The following is a 13,557-nucleotide window of genomic DNA, read 5'->3' as shown; positions in this document are numbered from 1 at the left end:
GACCTTTGGAAAAGCAGAGTGATCTATTACTAGATATACAGCACCTGCATACGGCGTACCGTTTGCAAGGGAAGTTCTATGATGCTGCGGACGATATTAATTTAACTTTAAAACGCGACGAGATTTTAGCCATTGTTGGTGAATCTGGTTGTGGTAAAAGTACTATCGCCTCAAGTATTATTGGATTGTACGACCATAAGAATACTAAAGTTACAGGGGACATTCTTTATAATGAATTGAACCTTGTTGGTTTGAATGAATCATTGTTCAACAAGATTCGTGGAGATAAGATCGGGATGATCTTCCAGGATCCACTTGCTAGTTTGAACCCATTAATGCGTGTAGGTGACCAAGTTGCCGAAACTCTTTATTACCATACTGATATGGATGAAAAGGCACGTCATGCACGCGTTATTGAGTTGTTTAATCAAGTAGGAATGCCTAGACCTGAAGAAATGTACGAAATGTACCCACACGAATTATCAGGTGGTTTGCGTCAGCGTGTAGTTATTGCGATGGCTATTGCATGTAAGCCAGAAGTAATTATTGCTGATGAACCAACTACTGCTTTGGATGTAACTATTCAGGCTCAAATTTTGGATTTGCTTGAAGATATTCAAAGACAGTCACATTCCGGTATTATTTTAATTACCCACGACTTGGGCGTTGTGGCAGAAACTGCTGATGAAGTTGCAGTTATGTATGCTGGACAAATTGTTGAAAAATCAGATGTAAAGACAATTTTTGAAAATCCACTTCATCCATACACAAGATCACTTCTTAATTCCATGCCTCAATCTGATGATACTGATGAAGACCTTCATGTTATTAAGGGTACTGTACCATCACTTAAGAATATGCCACGTACTGGTGATCGATTTGCTGCAAGAATTCCTTGGATTCCTGCAAGTGCCCATGAAGAAGAACCACGTGTTCATGAAGTAGCACCTGGCCACTGGGTAAGATGTACCTGCTGGAAGACATTCCACTTTGAGAATGAAGATAGTACGCAAAAAGCAACAGCAGCAAGCGGGGAGTAATTTATGACAAAAGAAATTATCCAAATAAAAGATTTAAAAGTCTATTACCCAATTCGCTCCGGCTTTTGGAACAGAATTACAGATTATGTTCGTGCCGTTGATGGTGTAAACTTCTCAATTAACGAAGGTGAAACCTACGGTTTGATTGGTGAATCTGGTTCTGGTAAGTCAACTACCGGTAAAGCAATTGTTGGGGTTGAAAAAGTTACTGGCGGCCAAATTATGTATAAAGGTTTGGACGTCACTAAGGCAAGCAATCGTAAGAAGCTTGATTATAACAAAGATGTTCAAATGATTTTCCAGGATTCAATGTCAAGCTTGAATCCACGTAAGAGAATTGAAGACATCATTGCTGAACCAATTAGAAACTTTGAAAATTTGACTACCGATCAAGAACGTGATCGTGTACAAGACTTGCTTGACATCGTAGGGATGCCTAGTGATGCAATTTACAAGTACCCACATGAATTCTCTGGTGGTCAGCGTCAAAGAATTGGTGTTGCTCGTGCCGTTGCTACTAATCCTAAATTAATTGTTGCTGACGAACCTACTTCAGCTTTGGACTTATCAGTTCAAGCTCAGGTTTTGAACTTCATGAAGCATATTCAACAACAATACAACATTGCATATCTCTTCATTTCTCACGACTTAGGTGTTATTAAGCACATGTCAGAAAACTTGGCTATTATGCACCGTGGTCGTTTGGTTGAATTAGGTAGTCGTGAAGAAATTTACAAGCACCCAATTCACATTTATACTAAGCGACTTCTTTCTGCTATTCCTCAAGTTGATGTTGAACATCGTGAAGAACACAAGAAGCGTCGTGAACAAGTAGAAAGAGAATTCGAGGAAAACCAAAGCAAATGGTATGACAAGAATGGCCGTGTATATCCATTGCAACAGGTAGCACCTAAGCACTGGGTAGCATTGTCTGAAGACATGGCTCAAAAAGCTAAACTCGAAGAACGAGAAGAAAAGTAGAGTGATTAAGCATGTGGAAAACAATCTTACGGCGTTTGTTAATCATGATCCCACAATTGATTATCTTGAGTCTGTTGGTCTTCTTGCTTGCTAAGATGATGCCAGGTGACCCATTTAGTGGATCAATTAACCCTAACACCGACCCTAAACAAATCGAAGCTTTAAGAAGAGCTGCTGGACTTTATGATCCATGGTACGTTCAATACTTTAGATGGGTAGGAAACTTGTTCCATGGCGATCTTGGTACAAGTTATATCCAGCACGTACCTGTAACATCATTAATTGCTGATCGTGCAAGTAATACTTTCTGGTTATCACTTTTGACAACTATTTTAAGTTATAGTATTGCGATTCCTCTTGGTATTACCGCTGGTCGTCACCAAGACCAATGGCAAGATAATGGTGTACAAATCTTTAACTACATTACTTTAGCTACACCAGGTTTCGTATTCTATATCTTAGGTTTGTGGTTATTCGGATTTACCTTAGGTTGGTTCCCAATCTCAGGTTCCGTATCAGCCAGTGCATCCGGATTCTGGGGAGTTCTTCTTAGTCGATTAGATCACATGATCTTCCCTGCTATTCTGTATGCCTTAATTGCGACTACTGGAACAGTTCAGTACTTAAGAACTGGTATCGTTGATAACAAGGTTGAAGATTACGTAAGAACTGCACGTAGTAAGGGTGTTCCTGAAAATGTTGTTTTCCATAAGCATATTTTAAGAAACTCATTATTGCCAATCGCTGCCTTCTTAGGTAACACGATTACCGGTCTTCTTAGTGGTTCAATGATCATTGAAAGTGTATTTAGTTACCCTGGTATGGGTAAGTTGTTCCTTGATTCAATTAGTCAACGTGACTACACTACTTTAACTGCCTTGATTCTTATCTTTGGTATTTTGACCTTAATTGGTAACTTGCTTTCAGATATTATCATGAGTATTATTGACCCACGTATTAGAATTCAATAGGAGGGAGAGAAGAAATGGCTGAAAAGAAAGAAACTGCTACAAAGAAAGCAAATAAGAAAGACGCTAAGCAAAAGGCTACTCTTCCACCTTCTGGATTCAAGGTGGCGGTACGTGAAATCTTACGTTCTAAGTCTGCTTGTACAGCTTTAATCATCATTATTTTAATTTTATTGTTCACTTTTGGTGGATCATTGTTCTTAAACAGAGCACAAGTTACCGAAATGAACATTGCTGATGCCTACTATGGTTGGGGTGAAGCTGGTCACTTACTCGGTACTGACGATGGTGGTCGTGATATCATGAAGCTCCTTATGATGGGTGGACGTAACTCAATCATGATTGGTATCTCAGTTACCTTAATCACTGAAATTGTCGGTTTGATTGTCGGTTTGGTTTCAGGTTACTACGGTGGTGCAATTGACTCAGTTATCATGAGAATAGTTGACTTTGTTCAAATTTTGCCACAATTGCCAATTATCATTGTTTTGACTACTGTTATTCGTAACTACAATGCCGTAACTTTAGTATTCTTGATTGCGATGTTTGGATGGACAACGACGGCGCGTTATTACCGTTCCTTCATCCTGTCACAGCGTGACCGTGATTATGTTTTGGCTTCTAAGACTTCAGGTTCATCTAATCTACAAATTATGTTCCGTGAAGTTTTGCCTAACATTACTTCAATGATTATCATTGACGTTGTTTTAACTATTGCTGGTAACATTGGTATCGAAACTAGTTTGTCCTTCTTGGGCTATGGTTTGCCTACTACAACTCCATCACTTGGTACTTTGATTGGATTTGCGGATGACCCAGTTAACGTTATTAGCCGTCCATGGTTGTGGCTTCCAGCTACTATCTTGCTTTTGGTTATTTCCTTAAGTATTAACTATGTTGGTCGTGCCTTACAACGTGCAGGTGACGCAAGACAACGTGAAAATTAATAAATTAATAAAATCATTAAAAACAGCTCTGTCGCTTGATAGAGCTGTTTTGTTTTAATTCCATAATAATAAAGTTATGCGATTAACTCAAAATTAAAATTATTTTCATAAAAATATTGAAAAATTAATAAAACATGGTATTATTTAATTAGCAACTTGATTCCCAAAACAGAAATAATAAGCTGAATATGGAGGCATATAAGTATGAAGAAAACACAACTTTTAGGATCAATCGGATTGGTTACAGGTGCTGTTTTAACTTTAGCAGCCTGTGGTCAAAAGAGTAATGATAATGCGGGCGCTAACGACGCTAAGAAGTTCCCACAACAAACACCAAAGAAGGCTGTTAAAAAGGGTGGTACTTTATCTTACGCACTTGAAACTGATACCCCATTTACTGGTATCTTTAACAACGAATTAGCCAATAGTGCAATTGATAGTACTGTAGCTCAATTCGGTAACGAATCATTATTTGATACTGATGATAGCTATAAGATTAATAACAAGGGTCCTGCAACTTTTAAGCTTGACCGTAAAGCTAAGACTGTCACTATTGAAGTTAAGAAGGGCGTTAAGTGGTCAGACGGTAAGCAAGTAACTGCTAAAGACGTTGAATACGAATACGAAATCATGGCTAACAAAGGCAGTAAGTCACAACGTTATACTGCTTCACTTCAAGACATTGTTGGTTTAACTGATTACCATGATGGTAAGTCTAAGACTATTTCCGGTATTGAAATGCCAGACGGTGAAAATGGTCGTAAAGTTGTAATTCATTTTAAGGAAATGAAACCTGGTATGCTTCAATCAGGTAACGGTTACTTCCTTGAATCAGCTAGTCCATATCACCAATTGAAGAACATCCCATTTGATAAGTTGCAATCTTCAGATGCTGTACGTAAGAATCCTATCTTCTTTGGTCCATACAAGATTAGTAAGATTGTTCGTGGTCAATCAGTAACTTGGGTTCCTAACAAGTACTACTGGAGAGGTACTCCAAAGCTTGATAAGATTACAATTAGTGTTGTTAACCCTAACTCAGCTTCACAAGCTATTAAGAGTCACAAGTTTGACATTGCTGACGTAGTTAACTCACAATGGGACCAAGTTAAGAATACTAAAGGTGTAAACTTCGTTGCTAAAGTTCCTCTAGCATACAGTTACATGGGCTTTAAGGTTGGTAAGTGGAAGGATGGCAGAAATGTCATGGATCCTAAGGCCAAGATGAACAACAAGTCATTACGTCAAGCTATGGCTTATGCAATGAATATTGATGCTGTTACTAAGCGTTATACTCATGGCTTATCCTTCAGAGTACCAACTTTAATTCCTGAACAATTTGGTGACTACTTTAACAAGAATGTTAAGGGCTATAGCTACAACCTTAAGAAGGCTAACCAATTGCTTGACAAGGCTGGTTACAAGAAGAAGGGTACTTACCGTGTACAACCTAACGGCAAACCATTAACTATCAATCTTGCAGCTATGGCTGGTAACTCAACCCTAGAACCAATCACCAGAAACTACATCCAACAATGGAAGAAGATTGGTTTGAACGTTAAGTTAACTACTGGTCGTTTAATCGAATTCAACTCATTCTATGACAAGATTCAAAACGATGCTAAGGATGTTGATGTCTTCATGGCTGCATGGTCACTTTCAAGTGAACCTTCACCAAACGACCTTTACAACGAAAAGGCACCATTCAACTTTACTCGTTTCGTAACCAAGAAGAATACACAGCTTCTTGCTGAAATGGACTCACAAAAAGCCTTCAATCACAAGTACCGTGTTGACAAGTTCCATGAATGGCAAAAGTACATGAATGACGAAGCTTACGTTGTTCCTACTACTAACAGTTACGCAATTACGGCAGTTAACAGCAAGATCACAGGTTACTCACTTAAACCTTCAGATGGTAACTCATTATGGTACAAGGTTGGTTACGCTAAGTAAGACCATTATTTTAATCATTAGTAAAACTATTCTCCAAACTCTAAACATAAATAATTCTTTATCTAGACTTTCATATTAAAATCTAATAACTAACACAAGGAAACAGGTATCTCAAAATGGGATACCTGTTTTTTAATTCCATTGTAACTTTTTTGTAATAGTGCTAATATGAGGAGGTCAACTTGCCTCAAGTTATGGAGGATTTTTACTAATAAAAAAGGCAAAACTTTTTGCTGGGATTACGCTGCTTTCAGGTGCAGCACTTACATTAGCAGCCTGTGGTAAATTAGGTTCTAATGCCAATGAAGCTTCTAGCGCTGCTAAATTTAGTCAAGCTGTTTCAACCAAAGCTACTAAAAATGGTGGTACAGTAAAGGTTGCGATTGAAACTGATACACCATTTACTAGTATTTTTAATGATGAACTTTCAACTTCAGCAACTGATACTGAAGTAATGCAATATGGTGCAGAAAGTCTTTTTGGTACTGATGATCACTATGTATTCAACAACAAGGGTGCAGCTACCATCAAGGTTGATCAAAGGGCTAAGACTGGCACTGTTGAAATCAAGAGGGGCGTTAAGTGGTCTGATGGTAAGCAAGTAACTGCCAAAGATTATGAATATGCCTATGAAATTATTGCTAATAAAGAATCTAAATCACAACGTTATACTTCAAGTTTAGCTGATCTTGAAGGCTTGGAAGAATACCACGAGGGTAAGGCAGATACTATTTCAGGTTTTGAAATGCCAGATGGTGAAAATGGTCGTAAGGCTGTTCTTCACTTCAAGACTATGAGACCAGGTATGAATACCAGTAATAACGGTTATATTTGGGAAGCAGCTGCTCCATACCATTACTTAAAAGATGTTAAATTCAAATATTTAATGTCCAGTGATAAGATCCGTAAGAGACCTATGTTCTATGGCCCATACAAGTTGCAAAAACTTGTTCGTGGTCAATTAACTACTTGGGTTCCAAACGAATACTATTACAAGGGTAAACCAAAGCTTAACAAGATTGTTGCTAGTGTAATTAATCCTAACTCAGTTGCCCAAAGTATTAAGTCAAACAAGTTTGATGTTATCAAGGTTATCAACTCACAATGGACAAACATTAAGAATACTAAAGGCGTAAACTTTATTGCCCAAGTTCCACTTTCATACAGTTACCTTGGCTTTAAGGTTGGTAAGTGGGAAAATGGCAGAAACGTCATGAATCCACATGCCAAGATGAACCACAAAGCTCTTCGTCAAGCAATTGGTTATGGTATGAATGTCAACCAAGTTGCCAAGCGTTACTCATACGGCTTAAGCTTTAGAGTTCCTACTTTAATTCCTAAGCAATTTGGTGATTACTTCGATAAGAATGTTAAGGGTTACACTTACAATCTTAAGAAGGGTAACGAAATTTTGGATAAGGCAGGATTTAAGAAGAAGGGCAAGTACCGCGTACAACCTAACGGCAAGCCTTTAACTATCCGTCTTGCAGCTATGACTGGTAGTTCAAATCAAGAACCAATCATTCAAAACTACATTCAACAATGGAAGAAGATGGGCTTGAACGTTAAGTTGACTGGTGGTCGGTTAATCGAATTTAATTCATTCTACGATAAGATCAAAAATGATGATCCATCAGTAGATATGTTTATCGGTGCATGGTCACTTTCAAGTGAACCTTCACCAAACGACCTTTACGGTGAAAAGTCACCAATGAACTATTCACGTTTCGTAACTAAGAAGAATACACAGCTTCTTGATGAAATGGATTCGCAAAAAGCCTTCAATCACAAGTACCGTATTGACAATTTCCATGAATGGCAAAAGTACATGGACGATGAAGCATACGTACTTCCAGTATCTAATAATTATGAAATTACTGTAGTTAACAAGAAGCTTTCAGGTTACTCACTTAAGCCATCAGCTTCTATGGGTAATGGCTTCCCTAACTGGTACAACGTTGCTTACACTAAGTAAAAGTAGGCTTAAAGATGAAAAGTCACTTCTAATTTTAGAAGCGGCTTTTTTGCATTCAAAATATAGTACTAAAACTGGTATAATTTAAAGGTATAAAAGGGGTAATTTTATGGTAAGTACAAAATTTTTAAAAAAATTAAAAGACGAATATAGTATTGAATTTAATAATGAAAAACTATTAGAAGAAGCATTTACACATTCTTCATATTCGAATGAACATCCTAATGATGGGATTCGTGATTATGAAAAATTGGAATTCTTAGGTGATGCTGTTCTTGAATTAGCTGTTTCTGATTATTTGTACCGTCATTATCCTAAATTGAATGAAGGCGAATTAACCCGATTAAGATCTAACATTGTTAGAACTGAAGGGTTCTCTGAATTTGCGATTGAATGTGGTTTTCAAAATGAAATTCACTTAGGAAATGGTGAAGAAAAAGCTGGTGCACGTAAGCGTAAAACTTTATTGGAAGATGTTTTTGAAGCATTTAATGGTGCATTATTCCTAGATCAAGGGATGCCAGCGGTCCAACATTTCTTACATTTAACCGTTTATCCATTAATTGATAAGGGTGAATTTGATGACTCACGTGATTATAAGACTGATTTGCAGGAATTGTTGCAACAAAACGGACCTGTCAATATTGAATATTCAGTCATTAGCGAATCACAATTGCCACCACACTTTGTGGTTGAGCTAAAGATCAATGATCAAGTTCAAACACAAGGTGAAGGTCATAATAAGAAAGCTGCAGAACAACAAGCCGCTAAAGCAGCTTTACAAAAATTAGAGTAAGGGGATTTTTAAAAGGTGCCATTAACAGAATTAGTGCTCGATGGTTTTAAATCATTTGCTGACAGAACAACCATTCATTTTAATGATGGAATAACTGGTATTGTTGGTCCTAATGGTAGTGGTAAGAGTAATATTACTGAAGCTATTCGTTGGGTAATGGGTGAAGCCAGTGCTAAGTCTCTTCGTGGAATGAACATGAAGGACGTCATTTTTGCTGGAAGTCAGTATCGTAAACCACTAAATAAAGCTGAAGTTACCTTAATTTTTGACAATCAAAAACGTGAATTAGCATTTGATGCGGATGAAGTTTCAATTACTAGAAAGATTTTGCGTTCTGGTGATAGTGAGTTTTTGATTAATGGACAGCAAGTGCGAATGCGGGATGTACGAACTCTTTTTCTTGATTCGGGTATATCACAAAATAGTTTGGCGATTATCTCACAGGGACGAGTTGATCAAATTCTAAATTCTCGTCCAGAACAACGCCGTGTGATCTTTGAAGAAGCTGCAGGCGTACTTCACTTTAAACAACAAAAAGAAGCTGCACAGGGCCAGCTTAAAAAGACGCAGGATAACTTGATTCGAATCAATGACTTAGTAAAGGAACTTGAGGGCCGGTTAGAGCCACTTCATGAACAAAGTTCATTAGCTAAAGAATACAAGTTTCAAAAGGCTGGTTTGGATAAAGAATTAAAAAGCTTATTAGCATTTGAAATTGAAGATATCAATAAGCAAAAAGAGGATGTACAAAAATCAGCTGATAAAAATAAAATCTTATTATCAAAATTAGACGCTGAAGTAAAGGAATCTCAAGATGCCGTTTCTAAGAAGCGTGCAGAATATCAAGAAATTCGTGATGAACGAGAAAAAGTTCAAAATGAATTGTTGAAGCTAGGGCAGCAATTGTCTGATCTGAATGCCAATTTGCAAATGGCAGAACAATCACGTCAGTTTGATGATGCTACTAAGATTGAATATCAAAATCAAGTTGAAACCTTGAAGAAGAGTTTAGTTGAACTAAATGCTCAATTAGATAATTTGCAAAAAGATCAAGCTAGTCTAAAAAAACAACAAGCAGTCTTACAAAAAAAGCGAGATAAGCTGACCGGAGAATTAAGCGAAAATCCAGAAGAATTAAATAAAAAACTAGAAGATTGTCGTAACGACTATATTCAATTATTGCAAGACCAAGCTGCAGTTAATAATCAAGTTATTAATTTAAATACTGAATTAAAACGTAGCAAGGCTGACACCACTTATCAAAGCAATGATGTGGCTAAGCAGTTGACTGAAGCCAAAGCAGAATTGGAAAAGCTGCGAACTGAAGGCAAGAATTTAACTGCTAAGCGTAAGGATAAAAATACTGCTTTTGCTGAGATTAATGATCAAAGCAAGGAATTGAATGAACAAATCAGACGTCTGCAAGAAACAGTTAATGATGAACGTAATAAATTGGAAAAAATTGAAGCACGTCATGAAGCTTTAATTAACATTCAAAAACGTCACGAGGGTTATTACTACGGTGTTCGTAATGTCTTAAATCACTTAAGTGATTTTCCTGGCGTAATTGGTGTTGTAGGGGAATTGCTTACTTTCCCAGCTGAACTGGAAGCAGCGATGACTACAGCACTTGGTGGTGGCGTTCAAGATTTGATTACAGATAGCCGCAACAGTGCTAAGAATGCAATTAATCAATTGAAGCGCAGCAGAGCTGGTCGTGCTACTTTTTTGCCATTAGACGGCTTACGTCAATATACAATTCCCCAATCGACAGTAACGATCTTGAAGTCCTTCAATGGATTTAAGGGAATTGCCAGTGATTTGGTAGAAAGCAAGACAGATCATAATATTACTGCAGCAATTAATTATTTGTTAGGCAGCGTTGTGATTGTAGATTCGATCGAAAATGCGATGGCAATTTCTCAACGGATCGGCCGTTATCGAATAGTTACTTTAGACGGGGATGTAGTCTCACCGGGTGGTTCTATGACTGGTGGACAAAAGAACCTGCGTAATAACTCTCCTTTGCAAACGGCAACCGAAATCAATCAACTAGAACAACAAATTAAAAGTTTGACCAGCTCCTTTAAGGAGGACCAGGCACAATTAAAAGCTTTAGTCGATCAAAGCGTTGAAGTAGACAAAAAATTGCAAGAATTGCATGATTCTTTGCAAGAAATTAATCAAACGATTAATGAAACAGCTATTTCTTTCCAAAATCAGGAAAAAGAAGTTAAGCGGCTACAAGATGCCAATACTTTATACGAATCACGTGTAAAGGAGCGTAATGATCATATAGTTGAATTGCAAAAACAGATTGCAGATGCAAATGATAAACAGACTCTTTTATCTAAGCAGGGCAAAGAGAAGAAGAGTCGGATGAATGAATTGCAGTCCCGGATTAAGAACTTTAATAATTTAAGTCAACGTGTACAAAGTGAATTATCTAAGTTAGATCCACAAATTGCAGTTTTTGCTAATAAGTTAGAAAACTTGGCCGTTCAAGAAAAAGATATGCGAAATCAAATTGATAATAATCAAAAACAAGCTGCTGATTTAAAGGAAAAGTTGGCCAGTCTTAATCAAAACGGAGAGCTTTCTGCTAAAAAGAATGCCGATTTAAAGAATCAAAAGACCGAAATTAAGCAAAAGCATGAAGAATTGCAAAACAGATTGAATGAACTTAGTTCACAATTAGGACAACTTGATGCACAAATTAATCAATTGGACCAGGTAGCTAGTAGAAATTATGATTTGCGTAAAGATGCGGCCATTGAACAGGAAGATTATTCTGTTAAAATTGCAAAGTTTAATAGTTTAATTGACCAACGTTTAGAAACTCTTCGAGATGATTATGCTTTGACCTTTGAGGCAGCTATTGCTCAAGCTGAAGGTAAAAATGATCAAGAAACTCGAGATAAATTGGCCAAAAGTGTTAAGTTGCATCGGATGTCAATTGAAGATATTGGTCCAGTTAATTTGGATTCTATTCAAGAATATGAAGACGTTAAAAAGCGATATGATTTCTTGAATGGTCAACAAAATGACTTGCTTAAAGCTCGCGATGATCTCGAAAAATCTATGAATGAATTAGATGAAGAAGTTAATAGTCGCTTTAAGGCAACCTTTGAAGCTGTAGCTGAAAGCTTCAAAAAGATTTTTCCACTTGTTTTTGGTGGAGGAAAAGCCAAATTAGAATTAACCGAACCAAATAATTTGTTAGAAACAGGAATTGAAATTATTGCCCAACCACCTGGTAAGAAATTGCAACGCTTAAGTTTACTTTCCGGTGGTGAGCGTGCATTAACCGCGATAACCTTATTATTTGCAATGTTGCAGGTAAATCCAGTACCATTCTGTTTGCTTGATGAGGTTGAAGCCGCACTTGATGATGCAAACGTAACTCGATTTGCTCAATTTTTACTTAAGTATGATTTGAAGACGCAGTTTATTGTAATTACTCACAGACGAGGGACAATGAAACAAGCAGATCAATTATACGGTGTAGTAATGCAAGAATCTGGTGTATCTCAAGTATTATCAGTATCATTAAAAGAAATGAAAAATAAAAATGGGGTGAAATAATTGGGATTATTTGATCGAATTAAGAAGTCGCTTTTTGGTAAAAAAGATGACGAAGAAGAGAAAAAAGAAGAACAAGAAAAGCAAGATAAAGTAGAGCAAGAACAAGAAGATAGTGAGGCAACTAATCAGGAAGAACAACCTGAAGAAAATGCTGAATTTGCTGAGCAAGAGGAAGAAACAGAACCTATTAAAGAGGATGACGAGTCTGAAGCTTCAGAAGAAGTAGCAGAGGATGAGGAAGAGCCAGAATCTGAAGAAACTACTGAAATTGAAGAAAAACAGGATGCAGAAACAGAACCTCAAGAATCTGAAACTACTGAAGAGGAAGAAAATGAAGAAGTAGAAGAAGATGAGGATTTTTCGCAAGAAGAACTTTATGAAAAGGGACTAGAAAAAACCAATAAAGGTTTTGGTGCCCGCCTCAATGCTTTCTTTGCTAAATTTAGAACTGTTGATGAAGATTTCTTCGATGACTTGGAAGATTTATTAATTGAATCTGATGTAGGTTATGAAACCGCAGAGCAACTAACCGATGAATTACGTGAAGAGGCAAAATTGCAAAATGCTAAATCTCGTGATGATCTGAAAAAGGTTATCGTTGAAAAACTGGTGGACCTATATGACAAGGATGGCAACAGCGAAGATGAAAAGCTGATTTATCATCCCGAAGATAAACCAAATGTTTATCTGTTTGTTGGCGTTAATGGCGCTGGTAAAACAACTACCATTGGTAAACTTGCTAAGCGCTTCAAGGATGAGGGTAAGTCAGTTATTATGGCTGCAGCCGATACCTTTAGAGCCGGTGCCGTTGAACAACTAGTTGAATGGGGCAAACGTGTTGACGTTCCTGTAGTAACTGGTAAAGAAAAAGCTGATCCTGCTTCTGTTGTGTATGATGCAACTGAACGTGCGATTAAGGAAAATGCTGATTATCTGTTAGTTGATACTGCTGGTCGTTTGCAAAACAAGAAGAACCTGATGGCTGAGCTGGAAAAGATTCAAAGAATAATTAAGAAACTTTTGCCGGATCAACCAACTGAAACATTATTGGTTCTTGATGGTTCAACTGGGCAAAATGCTTTGCTTCAAGCTAAAGATTTTGATAAGACAACTAAATTGACAGGTCTTGTTTTAACTAAATTAGATGGTTCATCTAAAGGTGGGGTAGTTTTGGCTATCCGTAATGAAATGAACTTACCAGTTAAGCTAGTAGGATTAGGCGAAAAAGCAGAAGATTTAGCAGACTTTGATGCCGCAAATTATGCAATTGGTCTTTTCCATGGCTTAGTCTAGTGATAAAGTAAAATTA

At 37.2% G+C, this 13,557-nt stretch carries 9 protein-coding genes; all 9 read left to right on the top strand.

Annotated features, from left to right (window positions below; genetic code table 11):
* Positions 1 to 5: 5 nt before the first annotated feature.
* Entirely contained in the window at positions 6 to 1,040 is a 1,035-nt protein-coding gene (locus tag HMPREF0518_RS07550; protein ID WP_003627570.1) for an ABC transporter ATP-binding protein, read from the top strand.
* 3 nt (positions 1,041 to 1,043) lie between these two features.
* Complete coding sequence (locus tag HMPREF0518_RS07545) at positions 1,044 to 2,021, top strand: ATP-binding cassette domain-containing protein (RefSeq protein ID WP_003627569.1); 978 nt, start codon at positions 1,044 to 1,046, stop codon at positions 2,019 to 2,021.
* 11 nt (positions 2,022 to 2,032) lie between these two features.
* Positions 2,033 to 2,992, top strand: coding sequence for an oligopeptide ABC transporter permease (gene opp4B / locus HMPREF0518_RS07540; protein ID WP_012212411.1), 960 nt, complete (start codon positions 2,033 to 2,035; stop codon positions 2,990 to 2,992).
* A gap of 14 nt (positions 2,993 to 3,006) precedes the next feature.
* Entirely contained in the window at positions 3,007 to 3,936 is a 930-nt protein-coding gene (locus HMPREF0518_RS07535) for an ABC transporter permease (RefSeq protein ID WP_003627565.1), read from the top strand.
* A gap of 204 nt (positions 3,937 to 4,140) precedes the next feature.
* Complete coding sequence (locus tag HMPREF0518_RS07530; protein WP_003627563.1) at positions 4,141 to 5,892, top strand: oligopeptide ABC transporter substrate-binding protein; 1,752 nt, start codon at positions 4,141 to 4,143, stop codon at positions 5,890 to 5,892.
* Between the two features lie 454 nt (positions 5,893 to 6,346).
* Positions 6,347 to 7,867, top strand: a complete 1,521-nt coding sequence (locus HMPREF0518_RS07525) for an oligopeptide ABC transporter substrate-binding protein (RefSeq protein WP_003627562.1) — start codon at positions 6,347 to 6,349, stop codon at positions 7,865 to 7,867.
* 109 nt (positions 7,868 to 7,976) lie between these two features.
* Positions 7,977 to 8,663, top strand: coding sequence for a ribonuclease III (gene rnc, locus HMPREF0518_RS07520; RefSeq protein WP_003627561.1), 687 nt, complete (start codon positions 7,977 to 7,979; stop codon positions 8,661 to 8,663).
* Between the two features lie 15 nt (positions 8,664 to 8,678).
* Positions 8,679 to 12,248, top strand: coding sequence for a chromosome segregation protein SMC (gene smc, locus HMPREF0518_RS07515; protein ID WP_003627560.1), 3,570 nt, complete (start codon positions 8,679 to 8,681; stop codon positions 12,246 to 12,248).
* The gene (gene ftsY, locus HMPREF0518_RS07510; RefSeq protein ID WP_003627559.1) at positions 12,249 to 13,541 is read left to right on the top strand and encodes a signal recognition particle-docking protein FtsY; all 1,293 of its coding nucleotides are present in this window, start codon (positions 12,249 to 12,251) and stop codon (positions 13,539 to 13,541) included. It begins immediately after the preceding gene.
* Positions 13,542 to 13,557 lie beyond the last annotated feature (16 nt).

It is taken from the genome of Lactobacillus helveticus DSM 20075 = CGMCC 1.1877 (assembly GCF_000160855.1).
Lineage (GTDB): Bacteria > Bacillota > Bacilli > Lactobacillales > Lactobacillaceae > Lactobacillus > Lactobacillus helveticus.
This window is presented reverse-complemented; position numbering and strand designations above follow the sequence as displayed.